Origin of the sequence: Pseudothioclava arenosa (assembly GCF_002358085.1) — a bacterium.
Taxonomy (GTDB): Bacteria; Pseudomonadota; Alphaproteobacteria; order Rhodobacterales; family Rhodobacteraceae; genus Pseudothioclava; species Pseudothioclava arenosa.
On record NZ_NTJD01000011.1, the window covers coordinates 48,066 to 70,677 of the forward strand.

Here is a 22,612-nt window from a genome sequence, read left to right on the forward strand (position 1 = left end):
CGGTGACGAGTATTGGAAATCCCGGAGCAGCGGGGAGGGGAGGCCCGGCTGCATGAGGGAACCGGAACGCCCCGATCCTGTATCGGGGCGTTTCTTTATGCCCGCCTCCTGCCGCCGCCGCCCGTTGCATTTCGCCTTCCGCACCGTCATATAGATCGCGTCACAAACGGAGAGGCCCCGATGACGACCTATCTCGAATTCGAAAAGCCGCTGGCCGAGATCGAAGGCAAAGCCGAAGAGCTTCGCGTGCTGGCGCGGCAGAACTCCGAGATGGATGTGGAAAAGGAAGCAGCCGCGCTGGACAAGAAGGCCGCGCAGCTTCTGAACGACCTCTACAAAGACCTGACGCCCTGGCGCAAATGCCAGGTCGCGCGGCATCCGAACCGGCCGCATTGCAAAGATTACATCGACGCGCTGTTCACCGAATTCACGCCGCTGGCGGGCGACCGCAACTTCGCGGACGACCACGCGGTGATGGGGGGGCTTGCGCGCTTCAACGATCAGCCCGTGGTGGTGATCGGCCATGAGAAGGGCCATGACACCGCCAGCCGGATCGAGCGCAACTTCGGCATGGCCCGCCCCGAGGGCTACCGCAAGGCGGTACGCCTGATGGATATGGCCGACCGCTTCGGCCTGCCCGTCGTGAGCCTGATCGACACGCCCGGCGCCTATCCCGGCAAGGGCGCGGAAGAGCGCGGCCAGTCCGAGGCGATTGCACGCTCGACCCAGAAGTGCCTGCAGATCGGCGTGCCGCTGGTCTCGATCATCATCGGCGAAGGCGGCTCGGGCGGGGCGGTGGCCTTCGCCACGGGCGACCGCGTCGCGATGCTCGAACATTCGGTCTATTCGGTGATCTCGCCCGAGGGCTGCGCCTCGATCCTGTGGAAAGACGCGGAAAAGATGCGCGAGGCCGCCGAAGCCCTGCGCCTGACCGCGCAGGACCTGAAGAAACTCGAAGTGATCGACCGGATCATCAAGGAGCCCGTTGGCGGCGCCCAGCGTGACCGCAAAGGCACCGTCGCCGCCGTGGGCGAGGCGATTGCCACGATGCTCAAGGAGCTGAACGGCAAATCCCGCAAGGATCTGGTCGCCGCGCGGCGCAAGAAATTCCTCGCGATGGGCTCGAAGGGGCTTGGCGCCTGATCAGGCCTCCCGCCCCTCGGGCGGCACGATGAACCCCGCCTCGGCCATCAGCGCGTCCGAGGCGGTCTCGATCTCATCCGCGATCCGCTCCATGAAATCGCCGGTCTTCAGGCCGGGCTCGATCGGCGGCAGGAACTCCACTACCGCCAGCCCCGGCTTGCGCAGCATCGAACGGCGCGGCCAGAACACGCCGACATTGGTCGCGGCGGGCACGCAGACCTGCCCCAGTTCCTTGTAAAGCATCCCCGCGCCGATCTTATAGGGCACCTTGGCCCCTGCCGCGACGCGCGTACCCTGCGCGAAGATGATCAGCTGGCCGCCCTGCATCCGGCCGTTCTTGGCCGCATCCAGCATCCCCCTGATCGCCTTGCCGCGCTTGGCACGGTCGACCGGGATGCAGCCGATGAGATAGGCATACCAGCCGACGAAGGGCGTCCAGACCAGTTCCTTTTTCATGATGAACTTGCCGCGCGGCACCGCCGAGAAGATCAGGATGATATCAAAAAAGCTCTGATGTTTGGAGGCGATCAGCACGTCACCCGAGGGCACCTCGCCGCGGATCTCCGAGCGCAGCCCGACCAGCCAGCGCGCCGAAAGCCGCACCCAATGGCAATAGCCGCGCGCAACCAGCACAGCACCGCTGCGCCCGCCCAGCACCCCGATCGGCAGGCCGACCACAGCGAAGACCGCAAGCATCAGATACATCTGACCGACGAAGATAACCGAACGCAGATATTGAAACGCCATCAGGCAATCCTCCGAAGCATACGCAGCGCGGCAAAGCGCGTCGCAACATAGGCGACCAAAGCGGCCAGCGGCGGCACGATCAGCGGCCAGAGCCATCCCGCGCCCGCGAACCCGAGCCCGGTCAGGAACCCGCCCGCGTCATCGGCCTCGGGCAGCGCCAGCACCGCGAAAATGCCCAGAAGCGTGCCCAGCATCGCCCCCCAGAACCCGCGCGCGGTAAAGCGGCGCACGAAGGCGCGCGCGATGAAGCGGTCTTGCGCACCGACCAGCCGCAGCACCCGGATCACCTGCCCATTCGCGGCCAGTGCGGCCTGCGCGGCCAGCGTGATCATCCCCGCCGTCGCGCCCCCGATCAACAAGAGCGACAACAGCCCAAGGCTGCGCAACCGCTCGGCCGCCTCGACCAGCGGACGCCGCCAGCGCGTGTGATCGTCGAATACCGCGCCCGGCGCCTCGGTCGAAAGCCGCAGCCGCAGCCCCTCGGCATCGACGCCGTCATCGGTCTCGACCACCTCGACCAGCCGCGGCAAGGGCAGCGCATCGACCGGCAGGTCGGGGCCGAACCAGGGGCCCAAAAGCGCCTCCATCTCGGAGAGTTCCAGCGCGCGATAGCTGGCGATGCCGGGCGTCGTCGAGAGCACGTTCAGCACGGCGGCCAGCTGCGTCTCCATCTGCTCGGCCGGGGCCGAGATGCGGATCGTGGCGGACCGCGCCAGCGCCTCGGACCAGCGATCGGCCAGCCGCCCCGTCGCCATCGACAGCGCCAGCGCGAACACCGCCAGAAACGCCATCGCCGCGGCAGTGAACAGCGTCAGCCGCGCGGTAAAGCCGGTCGGCGGCACCACCCGGCCCGCGCCGGTCTTTTCAAAGCTCAGAAACTCGATCAGGCGGATCATAGGTCGGCCCCCGCCAGATGCAGCCGCTGGTTGGCGATGCGCAGCACCCGCGCCGAGACCTGCGCCTTGGCGGCGCGGATCAGGTTCAGGTCATGGGTCGCGATCACCACCGACTTTCCCATCCGGTTGAGTTCAATCAGCAGCGCCAAGAGCCGCTGCGACATTTCCCAATCGACATTGCCCGTGGGCTCGTCGGCCAGGATCACCTCGGGCGACATGATGACGGCACGCGCCAGCGCGGCACGCTGCCGTTCGCCCCCCGACAGCTGCGGCGGCAGGGCATCGGCATGACGCTTGAGCCCGACCCAACCCAACAGCTCCATCAGCTCCGCCGAATTCACCGGCTTGCCCGCAACCGTCAGCGGCAACGCCACGTTTTCCGCCAGCGACAGGTGATCGAGGAACTGGCAATCCTGATGCACGACGCCGATGCGCTGACGGGTGCGCGCGATCTCGTCGCGGTCCATGCGAAACACATCGCGCCCGAACAGCGACACATGCCCGCCCGAAGGCAGCAGCTCGCCGTAGCACAGCTTGAGAAAGGTCGTCTTGCCCGCGCCCGAGGGCCCTGTCAGGAAGTGGAACGAGCCCGGTTGCAGGCGCAGCGACATCTGCGACAGCAGCTCGCCCCCCCCATAGCTCATCGCGGCATTTTGCAGCTCGATCACGGCGCGCCTTTTTTCTTTGCGCGTTGTCCGCGGCGCGGGGGCCGGGGCAACTCTAACCCTTGGATAATCCAACTTCGCTTGCTACAACATATGCAGATGGAATGCCAGAATGGCGATAGCGCCGAGGCACGGGATCTGGGGACACGATGCGGCTGATCTGCCCGAACTGCGGCGCGCAATACGAGGTCGATGACTCGGTCATTCCCGAGGACGGACGCGATGTCCAATGCTCGGGCTGCGGGCATGGCTGGTTCCAGCCCGGCAAATCCGCGCTGGCCGAGGCCGAAGCCCCCGAAACGACGGCTGCCGAACCCGACGGATGGGACGCAGGCGCCTGGGAGGCGGAGCCCGAAGCCACACCCGAGGCGCAGCCTCCTGAGCCCGAGCCTATGCCCGAGCCGGCCGCCGCACCGGAGCCCACACCCGAACCCGCCGCGCCTGTTGCGGATGACATCGAAGATGCCATCGCCGCGATGCTCCAGGACGAAGGCAGCGTCGAGAACCCGCCCGGCACCGCCGCGCTCAGCGACTATTTCGAGGACAGCGATTACGACGAGTCGCTCTCGGCGGCACCCGCGCCCGGCACCACGCCGCGCCGCCCGCTCGATGACGACCTGCTCTCGATCCTGCGCGAAGAGGCCGAGCGCGAAAGCGCGCACCGCCGCGCCGAGGGGACGACGCTGGAGACCCAGGAAGACCTTGGGCTTGGCGAGCCCGTGCCGCCCGTGCGCCCGGTCGAACCCGCAGAGCCCGCACCGCGCGAGGATGACGCGCCCAGCTATGACCCCGAGCTTTTCGCCGACCTCGACGCCGAAGAGCCCGAGCCGGTTCCGCGCGGCCGCGAACGCCTGCCCGACATCGAAGAAATCAACTCGACCCTGACCGCCGCCTCAGACCGCGTGCCGCGCCGCCCGATGGCTGCGGATGACGACGCGGATCAGGCCTCGGGCGGGTTCCGCACCGGCTTCTCGCTGGTGATGCTGATCGCGCTGGCCGGGCTGATCCTGTATTTCTTCGCGGCCCAGATCATCGCACTCGTGCCGCAGCTCGAAGGCGCGCTGACCGCCTATGTCACCACGGTCGACACACTGCGCCTGTCGCTGGACCAGATGGTGCAGGGCCTGATCGAACGGTTCTCGGAAAAAGGCTGACGCGGCTCAGAACTGGCGCAGCAGGCGACGCAGGTAATCCAGCTCATCCTCGGGGCGCAGCCGCTCGCCGGAGCGGCGCCGGATCTCATCCAGAAGGTCGCGCGCCCGGCGATAGATGTCTTCGCCCTGCAGCATCTCGCGTTCCGAGGCGATGCGGTCGCCCTGCCCCTGCGCGCGGCCCAGCGGATCGCGCGGCACCTCGCGGCCAGCCTGCCCCTGCATGCCCTCACCGCCAAGCTGGGCCTGATCCGAAGTCTGCCCTTGTTCGCGGTTGCGCTCCTCGGCCAGCGCCTGACTGAAAGCGCGCATACCCTCGCGCAAGGCCTCGATCGCATCGGCCTGATGGTCGATCGCGGCGGAATTATCGCCTTCACGCAGCGCTTCTTCGGCCCCTTGCATCGCGCGCCCCGCGTCTTCGAGCCGCTGCCGCGCGGCCTCGCCTGCCTCGCCACCCATCCGGGGCAAAAGCCCCTGCTGGCGGCCCAGTTCCTCGCGCAACGCACGCTGGCGACCCGCCAGGTCTTCGGTTCCGCCCTGCCCCGCACCGGGGCGATCCTGCCCCTGTTGCTGGCCGCCCTGCTGGCCCTCGCCCTCTTCGCCTTGCGGAGATTGGCCGGGCTGCTCGCCTTGTTGGAACTCGCGCTGCATCTCGCGGAAGGCCTCGTCCGACAGCTCTTGCTGACGGCGCAGGGTCTCGCCGAGATCGCGCATCGCCTGGCCGCCCGGCGTATCGCCCTCACCGCCCTGGCCCTGAGTGACCTGCAGGCTCTCCATCATCCGCGCCAGCTGATCGAGCAACTCCTGCGCCTCGGCCATCCGGCCCTCTTCCATCAGGCGCTGGATTTCATCCATCATCTGCTGGATCTGGTCGCCGGTAATCTGCTGGCTTTCCTGCTGGCGACCGAATTGCGGCCCCTCCTCGGGCTGCGCGCGCTCGGCCAGCATTTTCACGTAATTGTCCGTCGCCTCTTTAAGCTCTTGCATGAGCTTGGCGATCTCGTCGGGCGAGGCGCCGTTGCGGATCGCCTCCGACAGCCGCTCCTGCGCCTTTTTCATCGCCTCGAGCGCATCCGCGAGCCCGCCATCCTCAAGCAACTCGGCCAGCGTCCAGAGCGTCTCGGTCAGGTCCGCGACGGCCTCGTCGCTCAGGTCCCCGGCCTCCAGCCGCAGCACCACCATGCGCAGCATCCGCGTGACCTCTTCGCGGCGGATGAACCCTTCGGGCAGATAGGTGATCGCGCGCAGCCATTGCGCGACACGCGGCGCATTCTCGCGGTTCCACAACAGGTCACGCCGTGCCTCGATCAGCGCCGAGGCCAGCGGATCAAAGAACCGCCGCCCCGGCAACGTCAGCTGATAAGGCTCGGAGCGGCCCAGTTGCCCGCGCCCGTCCTCAACCTCAAGCTCCAGCTTCACCGGCAGGTTCGCCCAAGCATGGCGCGCGGCATCCTCGACCAGCGTCTCGGAGAAATCCGCGCGCGAGCCCGAGAAGGGCATCGGCAGTTCGAACACCAAATCGGGCCGCTCTTCGGGCGCCAGCGCCAGCCCGTAAATCCGCGAAATCCCCGCCAGATCCAGCGTGATCCGTGCCTGACCGCGCAGCACCGCATAATCGTCCGTGGCCACGAAAGGCTGCGCGAATTTGCCATCCGCGCGGCGCTCGGCCACCCCCATCAGCGCGACCGAGGGCGCGTCATCGGGCAGAATTTCCACCTCGAAGTCGCGCGCGGCCGGGCCGCCAAGACTGATCCGCCCGCTTTGCACCGCGTCGAAATCGCGGCGCAGAAGACCGGCCGGGTCATCGCTGGCAACCGGCAGAGCGGCGGGGCTGGACACGCTTTCCTCAAACGCGATCGCACCCGGTTCGCCGTAGAACCGGAAGGCAAACCGCGTGCCCTCGGGCAGTTCGAGCCGCGCGCCGTCAAAGCGGTTCAGATAGATCGCGGGCTTGCCAGTGTAGCGCGGCGGCTCGGCCCAGCCTTCCCAGCTTGGGCCCATCGCGGCCTCGGCGGCGCCGGGCGCGGCGCCGGTCTGCGCGGGGTCGAACAGATGCTCGGGCGCGCCGAACAAAAGCGCGATCACCACCGCCGCAAGCCCCGTCATCCGCAGCGCGAACGGGTCGCGCGGCGCCAGATCGGGCGCAGGCGGCTGGGCGCGGGCGGCCTGTGCGGCCTGCATCATGCGCCTTTGGTGCGCGGCCCAGAACGCCCGTGCCGCCGGATCGTCCGAGCCCAGCGCGATCTGATCGGACAGCGCCGAAAGCGGACGCGCGGGCAGCCGCGCATCCACCCGCGCCAGCGCCTCGTCCATACCGGGCAGGCGCAACCCGCGCAGCCCCAGCGCCAGCAGGAACACACCCGCCAGCACCACGGCCAGCATCGCCCCCAACATCAGCCGGGGCGGCAGCACATCCTGCACACGAAAGGCAAGCGCGGCGAAAGACAGCGCGGCCAGCGTCAGCACCGGCCAGAAGGCCCGCAGCGCGCGCTCCAGCACCATCGCCCACAAAGTCAGCCGGATCGGCCGGGCAAAACCCTCCACCGCCTCCGCCAACCTGTCAGAGCTATGCCGCATCAGTCCCTTTCCAGGCTCCTCGGGCAGAATCCCCGATCAGAGCCATTCAGGAATGCTATCGCGGGCCAGCATTTCCTCAAAGCTCGGTCTCGCGCGAATGACCGCAAAGTGATCCCCGCTGACAAGAACCTCGGGGATCAGCGGGCGCGAGTTGTATTCCGAGGACATCACCGCGCCATAGGCCCCCGCCGAGCGGAAGGCCACCAGATCACCCGGGCCCAGCGGCGTCAGGTCGCGCGCCTTGGCGAATGTATCGCCGGTCTCGCAGACCGGGCCCACGATGTCGAAGGGCTCGGGCTCGGTGCCGGGGGCGGGCTCGATCACCGGGACGATGTCGTGATGCGCGTTATACATCGAGGGCCGCACGAGGTCGTTCATTGCCGCGTCCACGATCAGGAAATTCCGCCCCTCGCCCTCTTTCAGATAGATCACCGAAGTGACCATCAGCCCGGCATTGCCGGAAATCAGACGGCCCGGCTCGATCTCGATCTCGCAGTCCAGATCGCCCACGGTGCGCTTGATCACCGCGCCGTAATCGAGCGGCAAGGGCGGCGCCTCGTTCGAGCGGGTGTAGGGAATGCCAAGCCCGCCGCCCAGATCGAGGCGGCGAATGGCGTGCCCGTCTTCGCGCAGCGCCAGCGTCAGCTCGCGCACCTTCAGGAAAGCCGCTTCGAAGGGCGCCAGATCGGTCAGCTGCGAGCCGATATGCACATCGACGCCCACCACCTCGATGCCGGGAAGCCGGGCGGCCTCGGCATAGGCGGCGCGGGCCTTGGCGATCGGGATGCCGAACTTGTTTTCCGACTTGCCGGTCGCGATCTTCTCATGGGTTTTCGCGTCAACATCCGGGTTCACCCGCAGCGCGATCGGCGCGGTCACGCCCAGCTCGGTCGCGACCTGCGAAATCACCCGCAGCTCCGGCTCGGATTCGACGTTGAACTGGCGGATGCCGCCCGAGAGCGCCAGATGGATTTCCTCTCGCGTCTTGCCAACGCCGGAAAACACGATCCGCTCGTCCGGCACACCCGCGGCCTTGGCGCGGCGGTATTCGCCGCCCGAAACCACATCCATTCCCGCGCCCAGATCGCCCAGCACCTTGAGCACGGCAAGGTTCGAGTTCGACTTGATCGCGAAACAGACCATATGCGGCAGGCCCGAAAGCGCCTCTTCAAACAGCTTGAAATGCCGCGTCAGCGTCGCCACCGAATAGACGTAAAAGGGCGTGCCGACCGCCGCCGCGATCTCGGGAAGCGGCACGTCTTCGGCATGCAGAACACCGTTTTGATACAGGAAATGGTCCATGAAAGCCCCGCGCGAGGTTGTTTCGCACGCCTTAGCGCGTTTGAGGGCGCAGGAAAAGCTAAAGCGCCTGCGCCTCGGTGACCTTCGAGGGCGGCACCGGCGGGCCGTCGATCCCGCAGGCGGCCAGCCCGGCCAGAAGCGTCAGCGCAAGCAAGGTCCGGATCATGGGGCCACCGTCACTTTCGCGCCGCCCACCGTGCCCGAAACCGCCGGATAGACATTGACCCCGCCCGGCCCGATCGACACACCCGTGTAAAGGCGCGGCTCGGAACAGGCGGCCAGCATCAGCAGGGTCAGGACGGCGGCAGTTTTCACGCAAGGCGCTCCTTCCAGCGGGCGATCTGGGCGCGCACCTGATCGGGCGCCGTCCCGCCATAAGATTGCCGCGAGGCGACCGAGTTGTGAACCCCGAGCACGTCGAAGATCGAAGAATTGATCGCACCATTGACCGATTGCATCTCTTCGAGGGTCAGATCGGGCAGGTCGCAGCCCTTGGCCTCGGCCATCGCGACCAGCGTGCCGGTGACGTGATGGGCATCGCGGAAGGGCAGCCCGGCCTCGCGCACCAGCCAGTCGGCCAGGTCGGTCGCGGTCGAGAACCCGCTCGCCGCCGCCGCCTCGAGCTTGTCGCGGTTGACGGTGAGGTCCGAGATCATCCCGGCCATCGCCGCCAGTGCCAGCAGCAGGTTGTCCGCCGCATCAAAGACCTGCTCCTTGTCTTCCTGCATGTCCTTCGAATAGGCCAGCGGCAGCCCCTTCATCACTGTGAACAGCGCCACCGTCGCGCCTAGGATGCGCCCGATCTTGGCGCGGATCAGCTCGGCCGCGTCGGGGTTGCGCTTTTGCGGCATGATCGACGAGCCGGTCGACCATTTGTCGGACATCGCAACAAAGCGGAACTGCGCCGACGACCAGATCACAAGCTCTTCGGCCAGACGCGACAGATGCACCGCGCAGATCGAGGCCGACGACAGGAATTCGAGCGCGAAATCGCGATCCGACACCGCGTCGAGCGAATTCGCCATCGGCCGGTCAAACCCCAGCGCCTCGGCGGTCATGAAACGGTCGGTCGGAAAGCCCGTGCCAGCCAGCGCGGCCGCTCCCAGCGGGCTTTCGTTCATCCGCTTGCGGGCGTCTTCAAACCGCGATTTGTCGCGCGCAAACATCTCGACATAGGCCATCATGTGATGGCCCCAGGTCACCGGCTGCGCGGTCTGCAGGTGGGTGAAGCCCGGCATCACCCAATCGGCGCCCGCCTCGGCCTGCGCCAGACAGGCGCGGATCAGCGCATCGAGCGAAGCGATCGCCGCATCGGCCTGATCGCGCACCCAAAGACGGAAATCGGTCGCCACCTGGTCATTGCGCGAGCGCGCCGTGTGCAGCCGCCCCGCCGGCTCGCCGATGACCTCCTTCAGCCGCGCCTCGACATTCATGTGAATGTCTTCAAGCGCCGTCGAGAAGGGGAAATTCCCGCCCTCGATCTCTGACAAAACCGTGAGGAGGCCTTCCCGGATCGCCTCTGCATCTTTATTGCTGATGATACCCTGCGCGGCGAGCATCGCGGCGTGGGCCCGGCTGCCACGGATATCCTGGGCGTAGAGCCGCTTGTCGAACGAGATCGAGGCGTTGATCGCCTCCATGATCGCGTCCGGCCCGGAGGCGAAACGCCCGCCCCACATCGCGTTGGAGGCTTTGGTATCCTTGGCTTGCTCGGTCATTGTTCGGCCCTTCGTCGGAGGCAAAATGCTGCGGTCACTCGTCCTTTATACGGCCCTCGCGCTTGGTGCAAATGCTGCGGCCGCCGCCGATCTGGAGGCGCTCAAGCAAGGCGACATGCGCAAGCTCGTGGTCTACGAGGCCCCGCTTGACCTGCCCGACGTGCCCTTTCTGGATGCGGGCGGGGCCGAGCAGCGCCTTTCGGACCACAAGGGCAAGGTGCTTCTGGTGAATTTCTGGGCAGTCTGGTGCGCGCCCTGCCGCGCCGAGATGCCCTCGCTCGACCGGTTGCAGGCAGAAATGGGCGGTGAAGACTTCGAGGTGATCGCCATCGCGACCGGACGCAACCCGCCGCCGAAGGTTGCGCGCTTCCTCGAAGAGGTCGGCGTGACCAACCTGCCGCTTTACACCGATGCTCAGCAGAAACTGGCGCGCACGATGGGAATCGCGGGCCTGCCGGTCTCCGTTCTGATCGACCGCGAAGGCCGCGAAGCCGCGCGCCTGATCGGTGAGGCCGCCTGGGACGCCCCCGAGGCGAAGGCCGTGATCGAGGCGCTGCTGGCCGAATAAGCGCCCGGGCTACGCCGCCTTCGTCGCCTCAAGGCGCAGATGGCGGGCGATCAGGCCTTCGATATCCTCCGAGAGCGATGTGATCTTTTCGAGCCGCAGCTTGATATCCTCGTGGAATTTGTCGAGCTGATCGATCGTCGAAGACAGCGCGCTGCCGGCTTCGCGCAGCCGCCCGCATTCGACCCGCCCCAACACCCGGATCGTGTCGAGCCCGAGCATCTGCCTGCGAATGTCGCGGCTTGAGCGGGTCAGGGCCTCGGCCAGTTCCGCCGCCGTCTGCAAGGCCGTATGGGCACGTATCGCGCTTTCTTTCTCGACCTCCAGAAGCATCACCTGCTCGGCAGCCCAATCGATCCCTTCGACCGGTGCGTGATAGGCAAAGCGCTTGCGCATTTCGTCCACCACCCGCTCACAGCCAAGCAGAAACAGCGCGCGCGCCACTTCGCGCGACATCCTGTCATAGATATTGTCCTTGCCGATCACGAAGCTGCGCAGGCGCTCCGAAATCCGGCTTGAGGCCGCCTTGTAATTCTCCGAGATCGACGAGACCGGCCCGCCCGATGGCTCCAGCCGCGAGGCGACGATGCGCATGTTGTTCGGAATCGATTGCAGCGCCTCGAAACTGTGCAGGATCCCGACCTGCTCACGCATGATCGTTTCAAGCGCCTGATTGAGATCGGCCAGAAGCCGCGTTCGCGGATCGGACTGTCGCTTGAGTTGCGCATCGCGCGACGTCAGCTCATGGGCAAGCGCATAGGCCATGAAACTGGTATAGCTTGAGAACCCCTCGGCCTCCGCCGCCTCGCGCAGCCGCCGCGCGGTGTCCTCGGGGTCGACACGACCGTCCCGTTCCCAAGGGGCGAGCCGGGCATAGATCTCCTGAACCTTGGGAAAAATCGTGCTCGACGGCTTGAGCCGGACCGAAAGGAACCCGCCCGGGATCGGCACGATCACCGCGAAAACCCAGTAATACCCCCCCGATTTCGCCCTGTTCTTCACATAGGCGCCCATCGGATTGTCCTTCTGGATCGCGTCCCACAGGATCCGGAACACCCCGCGCGGGGTTCCGGGATGGCGCACGATGCGATGCGGCGCCCCCAGCAGCTCCGACCATTCATACTGTGACACACGCTGGAAAATATCGTTCCCGGAGCGGATGATCCCGCGCGCATCCGTGCGCGAATAGAACAGTTCATCATAGCCAAGGTATACCTCGGCTTCGTCTTTTCCGCGGGCCTCCGAGCCCTCCGCAGGATTCGCCATATCCGCCTCTCGCCATGGGTGCGACTCGAGGCTAGCGCGCAGTCCTTTCAAAGAGGTTTATCACCGGCAACGCTTGCGCGCGGGCCGTTAACCATAAGCGAAACTCTGCGCACGGCTTTACGGGTTCTTAGCTGGTTTCCCCGAATCTGGGCGAAGCCGAGAAGGAGCGCAGGATGACCGACAGCCGTATGAGCTTTGATGAGCCTTACAGCCGCGACGAGAGTAACCCGCTGGATTTCGCTGTCGCGCAGCGGGACCGCGAGACGCTCGCCATGGTCCGGCGCGCGATCGAACGGCGCGATGTCGTGATGGCCTATCAACCGGTCGTCCAGACTTCCGAACCCGGTCGCGTCGCCTTTTACGAAGGCCTGATCCGGGTGCTCGACACGACCGGGCGGATCATTCCCGCGCGGGATTTCATCTCGGTGATCGAGACCACCGAGCTTGGCCGCAAGGTCGACTGCCTCGCCCTCGAACTCGGGCTGCGCGCCCTGGCCGAGCAGCCGACGCTGCGTCTTGCGGTCAACATGTCGGCGCGCTCGGTCGGCTACCCGAGCTGGCTCAAGACCCTGCACCGCGGACTGGCGGTCGACGAAACCATCGCCGACCGGCTGATCCTCGAGATCACCGAAAGTTCCGCCATGCAGATGCCCGAGATCGTCACCGTCTTCATGGAAGACCTGCACCAGCGCGGCGTCAGCTTCGCGCTCGACGATTTCGGCGCGGGCTATACCTCGTTTCGCTACCTGCGCGAGTTCTATTTCGACATTCTCAAGATCGACGGCGAGTTCATCCGCGGCATTGCGCAGAACCCCGACAATCAGGTCTTGACCGAGGCCCTGATCGGCGTTGCGCGCCATTTCGACATGTTCACCGTCGCGGAATCCGTCGAAAGCGCCGAAGATGCGGCCTATCTTTCCGCGCTCGGCGTCGACTGCATGCAAGGCTATTATTTTGGCGCACCGACGCTGCGGCCGCCCTGGTCCGAACAAAGCGGCATCGTCCAGCGGGCCTGAAACGGCGCCAAAATCGGGCGCGCAACATAATTTCGTGCCGCAGCCGGCATTCTTTCCGATTCCACTTGACGCAAAGTCTTCTTCGGGCATGCTGCGAGGCGGCATAGACGGCGCGCCTTTCTGCGCGCCAAATTCCTATGAGGAGAGGACTCATGACCAACGTCGTCATCGTTTCCGCGGCCCGCACCGCGGTTGGCAGCTTCAACGGCTCGTTCGCCAACACCCCGGCCCATGAACTCGGCGCCGCCGTGATCGAGGCCGTCGTTGCCCGCGCGGGCATCGAGAAAGCCGATGTTTCCGAAACGATCCTTGGTCAGGTTCTGACCGCCGGCCAGGGCCAGAACCCGGCCCGTCAGGCGCATATCCACGCTGGCCTGCCGATCGAATCCGCCGCCTGGTCGATCAACCAGGTCTGCGGCTCGGGTCTGCGCACCGTCGCGCTGGCCGCGCAGCACATCCAGCTTGGCGACGCCGCGATCGTGGTCGCGGGCGGTCAGGAAAGCATGACGCTCAGCCCCCATGTCGCGCACCTGCGTGCCGGCCAGAAGATGGGCGACATGAAGATGATCGACTGCATGATCAAGGACGGCCTCTGGGACGCGTTCAACGGCTATCACATGGGTCAGACCGCCGAGAACGTCGCCAACCAGTGGCAGATCTCGCGCGAGATGCAGGACGAATTCGCGCTGAACTCGCAGCTCAAGGCCGAGGCCGCGCAGAAGGCCGGCAAGTTCAAGGACGAGATCACCCCCTTCACCGTCAAGACCCGCAAGGGCGAGATCATCGTCGATGCCGATGAATACATCCGTCACGGCGCAACCATCGAGTCGATGCAGAAACTGCGCCCGGCCTTCACCAAGGACGGCTCGGTCACCGCGGGCAACGCCTCGGGGATCAACGACGGCGCCGCCGCCGTGCTGCTGATGACCGAAGAAGAAGCCGCCAAGCGCGGCCTGACCCCGCTCGCGCGCATCGCCTCCTACGCGACCGCCGGCCTCGACCCGTCGATCATGGGCTGCGGCCCGATCCCGTCGTCGCGCAAGGCTCTTGAAAAAGCCGGCTGGAAAGCCTCGGACCTCGACCTGATCGAAGCCAACGAAGCCTTCGCCGCGCAGGCCTGCGCCGTGAACAAGGACATGGGCTGGGATACCTCGAAGGTGAACGTGAACGGCGGCGCGATCGCGATCGGCCACCCGATCGGCGCCTCGGGCTGCCGCATCCTGAACACGCTTGTCTTCGAAATGAAACGTTCGGGCGCGAAAAAAGGCCTCGCCACGCTCTGCATCGGCGGCGGCATGGGCGTTGCGATGTGCCTCGAAGGCCTCTGATCGTAACAATTCGCTGCAATTGCGAAACAGGGCGCGCAACTTTGTTGCGCGCCCTCATTATTTTCGGTAACAGGATTTCAAACACATTGATCCAGAGGAGGAATCATGGCTCGAGTTGCATTGGTCACTGGTGGTTCGCGCGGCATTGGCGCGGCCATCTCCGTTGCCCTGAAAAACGCCGGCTACACCGTCGCCGCGAACTACGCGGGGAACGATGAGGCGGCTGCGAAATTCACCGCCGAGACCGGCATCAAGACCTACAAGTGGTCGGTTGCCGAATACGACGCCTGCGCCGCCGGGATCGCGCAGGTCGAGGCCGATCTGGGCCCCGTCGACGTGCTGGTGAACAACGCGGGCATCACCCGCGACGCGATGTTCCACAAGATGACCCCGCAGCAGTGGAAAGAGGTGCTCGACACCAACCTGAGCGGCGTGTTCAACATGACCCACCCGCTGTGGTCGGGGATGCGTGACCGCAAGTTCGGTCGCATCATCAACATCTCGTCGGTCAACGGCCAAAAAGGTCAGGCCGGTCAGGCCAACTACTCGGCCGCGAAAGCAGGCGACCTCGGCTTCACCAAGGCTCTGGCCCAGGAAGGCGCGCGCGCTGGCATCACCGTGAACGCGATCTGCCCGGGCTATATCGCGACCGAGATGGTCCGCGCCATCGACGAGAAAGTCCTGAACGAGCGCATCATCCCGCAAATCCCGGTCGGCCGTCTGGGCGAGCCGGAAGAAATCGCGCGCTGCGTGGTCTTCCTGGCGAGCGACGACGCCGGCTTCGTGACCGGCTCGACGATCTCGGCCAACGGCGGCCAGTTCGTCGTCTGATCCCGGCTCAGCCGCAGCATTCGGGCCGTCCCTGCAAGGGGGCGGCCCTTTTCGTTGCCCCGAAGCGCGGAACGAGCGCCCTCCAGAGCCGCGCAAAAGCACAACGGCGCAGGTCGAGGGCATGGCCGTGGGCGCGCGCCTGACGGTCAGAGGTGGGAATCTGGATCATAACCTTTACTCCGAAAAGAATTTCCTTTCCTAAATTAATCCCATCTAATTATTATTGACTCAAACGCGGATATTTTCCGCATCACACAAGATTTTCTTATCCATGAGCAGCGACGCGCCTCCCCTGACCGCCCTGCGCGCCTTCGAGGCCGCCGCGCGCCACCTGTCGTTTCAGCAGGCAGCGACCGAACTGCACGTGACGCCCGCCGCACTCTCGTTCCAGATCCGCCAACTAGAAGACCTGCTCGGCGAGCCCGTCTTCAGCCGCGCGCATCGCTCGATCGCGCTGACCGAGGCGGGGCGACGGCTCCTGCCCGGCGTGCGCGACGGCATGGGCAGCCTGCGCGAAGCCTGGCGCGCCGCGCGCCGCCAGTCGCAGGGCGAGGTGGTTTCGATCACCGCGGGACCGGCTTTCACCTCGAAATGGCTGGCGCCGCGCCTGTTCGAATTTGCCCGTCGGCACCCCGGCATCGAACTGCGCTTTGCCGCGACTTTCCGGCTTCTGGACCTGCGCCACGATGATGTCGACGTTGCGCTGCGCTTCGGCCCCGACCGCGCCGAGGGTCTGTTCAGCGGGCAGCTTTTGCGCGAATGGCTGACGCCGATGATGACGCCCGATCTGGCCGCGCGCTTTCCAACGCCCGAAAGCCTGAAATCAGCGCCGCTTCTACATCATGATGAGACCGCCTTCATGCGGCAGCAGGCCGATTGGGCGGCGTGGTTCCGGCTGGCAGGCCTTGGCGCGCCCCCGGATGCCGCCGCGCAGTTTTCTCAAGCCGATCACGCCCTCGATGCCGCGCTGAGCGGGGCGGGCGTGGCGCTGGGGCGCGGCACGCTGGCGCAGGATGCGCTGCGCAGCGGGCGGCTGGTCGCACCTTTCGCGCTGGCGCTCGTGCCGCAGGAAAGCTATCGCTTCCTCTGCGCCCCAGGCGCCGAAACCCGCGCGCCGGTGCGCGCCTTTCTGGACTGGTTACAGGACGAGGCCGCGACGGCGGTCGAGCAGGAGACAGGACGTGACTTCCGCACAGAGTGGTAAGACCCGCGCGACCCTGATCGGGTTTTCGGCGGTGGCGCTTTGGGCGCTGCTGGCGCTGTTCACGGTGGGCGCGCAGCCGGTGCCGGCGCTGCAACTCAACGCAATCTGCTTCGCGATCGGCGGCACGATCGGCCTGATCTGGTGCGCGGCAACGGGCACCCTGCCCTTGCTGCGCGCCGTGCCGCTCCGGGCCTATGCGATCGGCACGGCGGGGCTGTTTGGCTATCACTACCTGTATTTCTCGGCGCTGAGCCTCGCGCCGCCCGCCGAGGCCGGGCTGATCGCCTATCTCTGGCCGCTGCTGATCGTGCTGTTTTCCGGCCTCCTGCCCGGCGAGCGGTTGCGCGCGGGCCATGTCATCGGCGCTCTGGTGGCTTTTGGCGGCGCGGCGCTGATCGTCGCGAAATCGGGCTTCAGCGCCTCGGCCGAGGCCCTGCCCGGCTATGCGCTGGCGTTTCTTTGCGCGCTCACCTGGTCGAGCTATTCGCTGATCTCGCGCCGCTTCGGCCAAGTTCCGACCGCCGCCGTCACCGTCTATTGCCTCGCCACGTCGGTGCTGTCGCTGGTGGCCCATCTTGCGCTGGAAGACACGGTCTGGCCTGCGACCACATTGGGCTGGGCCTCGGTCGCCGCGCTGGGGCTCGGGCCGGTGGGGTTGGCGTTTTTCACCTGGGATATCGGGGTGAAGCGCGGCGATATCCAGATGCTCGGCACGCTGTCCTATGCCGCGCCGCTGCTGTCCACCACTGTGCTGATTCTGGCTGGTTTCGCGGCCGCCTCGCCTCGCTTGCTGCTGGCGGCCGTCATGATTGCTGCCGGTGCCTTTCTGGCCGCCATGGCGAGCCGAAAGCGCTGAGGCGGCCCGGTTTCCCGCGCCGCCCCGCTATTCTCACGCCTGTTCGAGGCGCATGATCTCTTCTTTGATCCGGAGTTTCTGCTTTTTCATTTCGGCGATGGCGAGATCATCGACGCCCGGGCTGCGGGCCGCACGCTCAACCTGTTCCGACAATGCCTGATGTTTCTTGCGAAGTTCGGTGATATGCGAACCCAGCGACATGGCAGTCTCCTCTCCTGTTGTTGATAGGTCGATTGCAGCACAGCAAGTGAGTCTTGTCACGAATTTGTTGCATGGGCTGCGCAGGTTTTAGCCTGCCTCACGAAATCTTGCGAAAGCGTTAAGACGATAAGCGCAAGTTTGCGCCGCGACGCAGCAGATTTTGAGCAATTTCAGTAAGATCCTCCGCGTCCGCAGCATGTTCGGGCGCTGCGTGCAGCACCAACGGCGGCAACAGGCGAAACGGCGTGCGCGCGCCCTTGCGGCTTTGCACGATCACCCGGCCCGCCTCGCGCCCGACCCGCCCCGCAATCGGCAGGACCCGCGTCGCGCCCCCCTTTGAACCAATCGCCGAGAGGATCTCGGGAAGGCGGTCGGCATTCTGGATCACGCTCAGCCAGCCGCCCGGATGCAGCCTCCGAAACCCCTGATCGATCCATTCGGACAGCGGCGTGTCCTCGCGCTGACCGCGCTCGCGGCCAGCGTCGCGGGCCTCGGTGCCCGAACCGGGCGGAAAATAGGGCGGGTTCGCGATGACATGGTCGAAGCTCTGCGCGCGCAGCTCGGCCGGCATCCGCGACAGGTCGCCTTCGTGGACCGCAAGCGCGATCCCGTTTTCTGCGGCATTGCGCCGGGCGAGCGCGGCGTAGTCCGGTTGCAGCTCAAGCCCCACCAGCTGCACACCCGGCACGCGCCAGCCAAGGCAGAGGCTCGCCACCCCCACGCCGCAGCCCAGCTCCAGCACCGCCTGCCCAGGCTCGGCGGGACAGCATGCGGCCAAGAGCACCGGGTCCATCGCCGCGCGATACCCCGCCTTCGGCTGCCAGATCATCAGCCGCCCGTCGAGGAACCGATCCCGCGTCAGATCGCTATCCGCAAACATCAATCCGCCTCGATCTCGTTATCCGCGAGGATCGCGCGCGCCATGAACAGGTCGCGGTCCTGCACCATCAGCCGGCGCGGCAAAATGCCGAGGCTGCCTTCGAGCACGCTCATGTGGACGTCCATCTGAAACGTCGCTATACCCTCGCCCTCAAGAAGGGCTGCCGCGATTGCGAGTTTCACCGGGTCTGTGGTGCGGATGAGTTCTTTCATGATCCTTCCCTAGCGGGCATTCCCCCCGCCTGTCGAGGGATGGAAACGGCAAGGAGTCACGATGAGCCTCGATGACAAGGCGACGAAACCGCACGATCGGCTGGCTGCGGCCCTGAACGCGGAAATGAACGCGGTGGATGCGATGATCGGCCAGCGCATGGTTTCCGAACATGCGCCGCGCATTCCCGAGGTCACCGCCCATCTGGTCGGCGCCGGCGGCAAGCGGCTGCGCCCGATGCTGACGCTCGCCGCCGCGAAGCTTTGTGGCTACGACGGCCCCTTCCACGTGCATCTCGCCACTGCGGTCGAGTTCATTCATACCGCCACACTTCTGCATGACGATGTGGTCGATGAAAGCCTGCAGCGCCGGGGCCGCCCCACGGCGAACCTGCTGTGGGACAACAAAAGCTCGGTTCTGGTGGGCGATTACCTCTTTGCCCGCGCCTTCCAGCTGATGACCGACACGCAGAACATCCGCGTGCTCTCGATCCTGTCGAATGCCTCCGCGGTGATCACCGAGGGCGAGGTGCTGCAACTGACCGCCGCGCAGGATCTGGCGACCGATGCCGGGACCTATCTGAAGGTGGTGCGCGGCAAGACGGCGGCGCTGTTCTCGGCTGCGACCGAGGTGGGCGGCGTGATCGCCGGCGCGCCCGAAGAACAGATCCGCGCGCTTTTTGATTATGGCGACGCGCTCGGGATCGCCTTCCAGATGGTCGACGACCTGTTGGATTATTCCGGCACGAGCGACGTGATCGGCAAGAACGTTGGCGACGATTTCCGCGAGCGCAAGCTGACGCTGCCGGTGATCAAGGCGGTGGCCAAAGCCGATGCCGAAGAACGCGCCTTCTGGTCGCGCGTGATCGAAAAGGGCGACCAGCAAGAGGGCGACCTGGAGCGGGCGATGGCGCTGATGGCGAAGCACGGTGCGCTGAAGGAAACCCGCGCCGAGGCGATCGCCTGGATCGAGCGCGCCCGCGCCGCGCTGCGTCTTTTGCCGGAAGCACCGCTGCGCGAGATGCTGGACGATCTGGCCGACTACATCGTCGCCCGCGTGCGTTGATCGAGGGCCGCGGGGGCGCTGCCCCCGCACTGCACTCGCAAGCTCGTGCGTTCGGCGGGGCGTGCTTCCGCAGGAAGCCCGCTTCTTCCCGCCTCACCCCCCGGGATATTTCCGGCAAAATGAAGATCAGGGCGCGGCGTGATCCGAGAGGATCGGCGCGGCGGTGACCCACCAGTCGGGATGGGTTGCCGCAAGGGCCGCTGCGGCTGTGCGGGCGGCGGGTTCGTCCGCGAAGAGGCCCCAGCAGGTGCTGCCCGAGCCGGACATGTCGCAATCTGCCGTTCCGCCTGCGCCGCTAAGCACCGTGAGGATCTCGGCGATCTGCGGCACATAGGCTTCGCCCTGCGGATCGTTCAGGACCTTTGTCAGATCATTGTGATGCCCGTGGAGCCACGCCGTAAACGCCTCGAAATCAGGCGTCGGCGGCAGGGGCGCATGGCGCTGCGCGGTGGGCGGATAGGCCGCGTCGAAGGCGCGGAAAACCTTGGGCGTGGGCATTTCGACGCCTGGATTGACCAGCACGAGCCAGGCCGAGGGCAGCGCCGGAACCGGGCTCAGGTCCTCGCCAATGCCGCACATCAAGCGCGGCGCGGGCGCGGCGAGGCAGACCGGGATATCGGCGCCCAGCGGCAGAGCCTCGGCACGTGTCAGCGGCGCCACGCCCCAAAGCTGCGACAGCAGTCGGATCGCCGTCGCCGCATCGGAGGAGCCCCCGCCAATGCCGCCGCCATGCGGCAGGTGTTTCTCCAGCGAGATCCGCGCACCAGCCGTGACGCCGCGCAGCGCGCGCAGCCGTTCGGCCGCCTTGAGCACAAGGTTGCGCCCGTCTTCTGGCACGCCCGCCGCGCGCGGCCCGGAAACCGACAGGCTGAGCGTCTCGGCGGGCTCGACCCGCAGCTGATCGCCCACGCCCGCAAAGACCACGAGGCTTTCCAGCAGGTGATAGCCATCGTCCCGCAGCCCCGTCACCAGGAGCGTCAGGTTCACCTTGGCCGGCGCCAGCGCCTCGAAAGTGGGCATCATCACTCGGCCCGCAGCGGCGGCGCGCCTTCGCTCTCGAGCACTTTGTCGAGGCCAAGCTCGAGCTTGCGCCGCACCCGGTCCATATCCAGATCGTCATTCGGCCCGAAGCTGAGCGCGCGTTTCCACTGGAATTCAGCCTCGCGCTTGCGTCCGACCGCCCAATAGACATCGCCGAGATGGTCGTTCACCACGGCATCGACCGCCTCCAACTCGACCGCACGCTCCATATGCACGACGGCCTCTTCGTAGCGACCCAGCCGATAGAGCGCCCAGCCAAGGCTGTCGACGATGTAACCGGCATCAGGGCGCGCGGCCACCGCCTGCTCGATCATCGTCAGCGCTTCATCGAGGTTCTGCTGCTTCTCGACATAGGAATAACCGAGGTAATTCAACACCGACGGCTGACCCGGGTTGAGTTCAAGCGCCTTGCGGAACCCCGGCTCGGCCTTGTCCCACTGATCCGAACGCTCCTGCGAAATCGCGCGGGCATACCAGACGAACCAGTCGTCGGGCTGAGGTGCGCCCAAAATATCGATCGCCTTGTCATAGGCATCGGCGGATTCGGCAAAGCGGTCTTCGCGGCGTAGCGCATCGCCCAAGGCGATCCAGACGCCGGCCTGCTCGCCCTTGGTCCGGGTCAGGTTTTCCAATACCTCGATCGCCGCCTCGCTCCGGCCCGCCGCCACCATCGCATCGGCGCGGCCGATCTCGGCGGAGGCAAAGGCCGGGCTTTCGGGCTGCACCTCGGCAAAGGCCGCGATCGCCAGATCATGCTGCCCGATCGATTCCAGAAGCCCCGCCGTCACCAGCGCGGCGTCGCTCAGATCCGGGCGCAGCCAGCTCGCAATCCGGGTGAAAATCAGAGAAAAACCCTGCGGCATCTCGCCAACAAGCGCGGTGCCAAAGCTGTAATAGAGCTCGGCCACACCTTCGCGCGCATCGTTGACCAGCGTGAAATCCAGCGCCTCGCCCACCTCAAGCGCAGTGCGCAGGCCGGAAATTTCGGCATCGGTCGAGCGGCCAAACACCTTGTCGATCAGCGCGATCGCGTCGGGGTTGCGTTCGAGCTGCGAGAGCACCTGCACATGCGTCAGAACGCCCCGGCGCGAGGTCAGAACGCTCTGCCCGGCTTCCGAGGACAGCACCGCATCGGCACCTTCGAAATCGCCTACCATCGCCAGCGCCAGCGCCTTGTGATAGGCCGCGAAGCTTTCGAACCCGGCCTCTTCGCCGGCGGCATCAAAGGACTTCACAGCCTCCGACATCTGGCCAAGCCCCGCCTGCAACCAGCCGCGCATCAGGTTGTCACCCATCAGCCAGGCCTCGGGCTTGCCATCAAGCTGCGCGAGCGCGCCGGCGAAATCGCCCTCGCGGACGGGCTCCGCGACCAGGAGCAGCGAGGCGATCTTGTTCTCGGGCTCCGCCGCCGCAAGACGCTGCGCGATCGTCAGCGCCTCTGGCAGGGCGCCGCGCCCGACTTCCGAGATCATCGCGGCCTCGATCAGCTCGGGCGTGGGATTTTCTTCGGAGATCAGCCGCTCATAGTAGCGCGCCGCGGCGGTGTAATCGAATTCATGCGCCGCGATCTGGGCGGCCAGATAGGCGCCGGCATCTTCGGCTTGCGCAGCCGAAAATGGATGCGATGCCAATAGGATAGAGGAAATCAGAAGGCGAGCGGCAAGAGAGCGGGCGGACAAATGGGTCTTCCTTTCGCGGCGGGTGCCCCGAAGGTAGCGGCCTCGCCCCGACAAAGCAATGCGGGGGGCGCATGGCACCCCCCGCAACACGTCGATGTGACCTCGGGCCGCGGGGCCCGCGCCGGTTACATGTTGGGATAATTCGGCCCATCGCCGCCCTGAGGGGTAGTCCAGGTGATGTTTTGGCTGGGATCTTTGATATCGCAGGTTTTGCAGTGGACGCAGTTCTGGAAGTTGACCTGGAAACGCGGGTTGCCTTCCTCGTCTTCCA

General features: G+C 66.1%; 23 protein-coding genes. 9 read left to right on the forward strand and 14 right to left on the reverse strand.

The window, feature by feature from the left end:
* The first annotated feature begins 180 nt into the window (after window positions 1-180).
* Window positions 181-1,143: an acetyl-CoA carboxylase carboxyltransferase subunit alpha gene (locus CLN94_RS13040; protein WP_096434386.1), complete on the forward strand. Its 963-nt coding sequence runs from the start codon at window positions 181-183 to the stop codon at window positions 1,141-1,143.
* On the opposite strand, the gene CLN94_RS13045 is transcribed toward CLN94_RS13040, so the two are convergent.
* From CLN94_RS13045 to CLN94_RS13055, 3 genes are read right to left on the reverse strand one after another with little or no spacing between them, the layout of a single operon-like run.
* A complete protein-coding gene (locus CLN94_RS13045; protein WP_096434387.1) occupies window positions 1,144-1,890 on the reverse strand; it encodes a lysophospholipid acyltransferase family protein in 747 nt (248 codons plus the stop codon). It lies immediately after the preceding gene.
* Complete coding sequence (locus CLN94_RS13050; protein WP_096434388.1) at window positions 1,890-2,786, reverse strand: cell division protein FtsX; 897 nt, start codon at window positions 2,784-2,786, stop codon at window positions 1,890-1,892. Before CLN94_RS13050 ends, CLN94_RS13045 begins: the two co-directional genes overlap by 1 nt.
* Window positions 2,783-3,454, reverse strand: a complete 672-nt coding sequence (locus tag CLN94_RS13055) for a cell division ATP-binding protein FtsE (protein ID WP_096434389.1) — start codon at window positions 3,452-3,454, stop codon at window positions 2,783-2,785. The genes CLN94_RS13050 and CLN94_RS13055 overlap by 4 nt, the downstream gene beginning before the upstream one ends.
* A gap of 146 nt (window positions 3,455-3,600) precedes the next feature.
* Between CLN94_RS13055 and CLN94_RS13060 the strand changes: the two genes are divergently transcribed.
* On the forward strand, window positions 3,601-4,605 hold the full coding sequence (locus CLN94_RS13060) for a zinc-ribbon domain-containing protein (RefSeq protein ID WP_096434390.1): 1,005 nt from the start codon (window positions 3,601-3,603) through the stop codon (window positions 4,603-4,605).
* A gap of 6 nt (window positions 4,606-4,611) precedes the next feature.
* Here the strand turns inward: CLN94_RS13060 and CLN94_RS13065 are convergent, their stop codons facing one another.
* From CLN94_RS13065 to argH, 4 genes are all read right to left on the reverse strand, one after another.
* On the reverse strand, window positions 4,612-7,179 hold the full coding sequence (locus tag CLN94_RS13065) for a DUF4175 domain-containing protein (RefSeq protein ID WP_096434391.1): 2,568 nt from the start codon (window positions 7,177-7,179) through the stop codon (window positions 4,612-4,614).
* 36 nt (window positions 7,180-7,215) lie between these two features.
* The gene (gene lysA / locus CLN94_RS13070) at window positions 7,216-8,481 is read right to left on the reverse strand and encodes a diaminopimelate decarboxylase (protein WP_096434392.1); all 1,266 of its coding nucleotides are present in this window, start codon (window positions 8,479-8,481) and stop codon (window positions 7,216-7,218) included.
* A gap of 162 nt (window positions 8,482-8,643) precedes the next feature.
* Window positions 8,644-8,796, reverse strand: coding sequence for a hypothetical protein (locus CLN94_RS14035; protein ID WP_179300314.1), 153 nt, complete (start codon window positions 8,794-8,796; stop codon window positions 8,644-8,646).
* Window positions 8,793-10,199 (reverse strand): argininosuccinate lyase, encoded by a 1,407-nt coding sequence (gene argH, locus CLN94_RS13075; protein ID WP_096434393.1) that lies wholly within the window; start codon window positions 10,197-10,199, stop codon window positions 8,793-8,795. Before argH ends, CLN94_RS14035 begins: the two co-directional genes overlap by 4 nt.
* 25 nt (window positions 10,200-10,224) lie before the next feature.
* On the opposite strand from argH, the gene CLN94_RS13080 reads away from it, so the two are divergent.
* Window positions 10,225-10,767: a TlpA family protein disulfide reductase gene (locus CLN94_RS13080; RefSeq protein ID WP_245845245.1), complete on the forward strand. Its 543-nt coding sequence runs from the start codon at window positions 10,225-10,227 to the stop codon at window positions 10,765-10,767.
* Between the two features lie 9 nt (window positions 10,768-10,776).
* Here the strand turns inward: CLN94_RS13080 and CLN94_RS13085 are convergent, their stop codons facing one another.
* Window positions 10,777-12,030: a PAS domain-containing protein gene (locus CLN94_RS13085; protein WP_096434394.1), complete on the reverse strand. Its 1,254-nt coding sequence runs from the start codon at window positions 12,028-12,030 to the stop codon at window positions 10,777-10,779.
* A gap of 173 nt (window positions 12,031-12,203) precedes the next feature.
* Here CLN94_RS13085 and CLN94_RS13090 point away from each other — a divergent pair, with 173 nt between their 5' ends.
* The 5 genes from CLN94_RS13090 to yddG all read left to right on the forward strand — a co-directional run bounded on the left by CLN94_RS13090 (window position 12,204) and on the right by yddG (window position 17,265).
* Window positions 12,204-13,046 carry an EAL domain-containing protein gene (locus CLN94_RS13090; protein ID WP_096434395.1) on the forward strand — a complete coding sequence of 281 codons (843 nt, stop codon included), beginning with the start codon at window positions 12,204-12,206 and terminating at the stop codon, window positions 13,044-13,046.
* A gap of 152 nt (window positions 13,047-13,198) precedes the next feature.
* The gene (locus CLN94_RS13095; RefSeq protein WP_096434396.1) at window positions 13,199-14,374 is read left to right on the forward strand and encodes an acetyl-CoA C-acetyltransferase; all 1,176 of its coding nucleotides are present in this window, start codon (window positions 13,199-13,201) and stop codon (window positions 14,372-14,374) included.
* Between the two features lie 105 nt (window positions 14,375-14,479).
* Entirely contained in the window at window positions 14,480-15,205 is a 726-nt protein-coding gene (gene phbB, locus CLN94_RS13100; protein WP_096434397.1) for an acetoacetyl-CoA reductase, read from the forward strand.
* Between the two features lie 271 nt (window positions 15,206-15,476).
* On the forward strand, window positions 15,477-16,409 hold the full coding sequence (gene gcvA, locus CLN94_RS13105) for a transcriptional regulator GcvA (RefSeq protein WP_096434398.1): 933 nt from the start codon (window positions 15,477-15,479) through the stop codon (window positions 16,407-16,409).
* Window positions 16,387-17,265, forward strand: coding sequence for an aromatic amino acid exporter YddG (yddG, locus tag CLN94_RS13110; protein ID WP_096434399.1), 879 nt, complete (start codon window positions 16,387-16,389; stop codon window positions 17,263-17,265). Before gcvA ends, yddG begins: the two co-directional genes overlap by 23 nt.
* Window positions 17,266-17,298: 33 nt before the next feature.
* Here yddG and CLN94_RS13115 read toward each other — a convergent pair whose 3' ends face one another.
* From CLN94_RS13115 to CLN94_RS13125, 3 genes are all read right to left on the reverse strand, one after another.
* Window positions 17,299-17,466 carry a YdcH family protein gene (locus CLN94_RS13115; RefSeq protein WP_096434400.1) on the reverse strand — a complete coding sequence of 56 codons (168 nt, stop codon included), beginning with the start codon at window positions 17,464-17,466 and terminating at the stop codon, window positions 17,299-17,301.
* 118 nt (window positions 17,467-17,584) lie between these two features.
* Window positions 17,585-18,346, reverse strand: coding sequence for a tRNA1(Val) (adenine(37)-N6)-methyltransferase (locus CLN94_RS13120; RefSeq protein ID WP_096434401.1), 762 nt, complete (start codon window positions 18,344-18,346; stop codon window positions 17,585-17,587).
* Window positions 18,346-18,558, reverse strand: coding sequence for a putative signal transducing protein (locus CLN94_RS13125; RefSeq protein ID WP_096434402.1), 213 nt, complete (start codon window positions 18,556-18,558; stop codon window positions 18,346-18,348). Before CLN94_RS13125 ends, CLN94_RS13120 begins: the two co-directional genes overlap by 1 nt.
* A 61-nt stretch (window positions 18,559-18,619) precedes the next feature.
* Here CLN94_RS13125 and CLN94_RS13130 point away from each other — a divergent pair, with 61 nt between their 5' ends.
* Window positions 18,620-19,621 carry a polyprenyl synthetase family protein gene (locus CLN94_RS13130; RefSeq protein WP_096434403.1) on the forward strand — a complete coding sequence of 334 codons (1,002 nt, stop codon included), beginning with the start codon at window positions 18,620-18,622 and terminating at the stop codon, window positions 19,619-19,621.
* Between the two features lie 126 nt (window positions 19,622-19,747).
* Here the strand turns inward: CLN94_RS13130 and CLN94_RS13135 are convergent, their stop codons facing one another.
* The 3 genes from CLN94_RS13135 to CLN94_RS13145 all read right to left on the reverse strand — a co-directional run.
* Complete coding sequence (locus tag CLN94_RS13135) at window positions 19,748-20,641, reverse strand: 4-(cytidine 5'-diphospho)-2-C-methyl-D-erythritol kinase (RefSeq protein ID WP_096434411.1); 894 nt, start codon at window positions 20,639-20,641, stop codon at window positions 19,748-19,750.
* Between the two features lie 2 nt (window positions 20,642-20,643).
* Window positions 20,644-22,341 carry a tetratricopeptide repeat protein gene (locus CLN94_RS13140; protein ID WP_143598929.1) on the reverse strand — a complete coding sequence of 566 codons (1,698 nt, stop codon included), beginning with the start codon at window positions 22,339-22,341 and terminating at the stop codon, window positions 20,644-20,646.
* A gap of 125 nt (window positions 22,342-22,466) precedes the next feature.
* Window positions 22,467-22,612, reverse strand: a 146-nt coding sequence (locus tag CLN94_RS13145; protein ID WP_143598930.1) for a 4Fe-4S dicluster domain-containing protein, incomplete at its 5' end; no start/stop codon positions are given.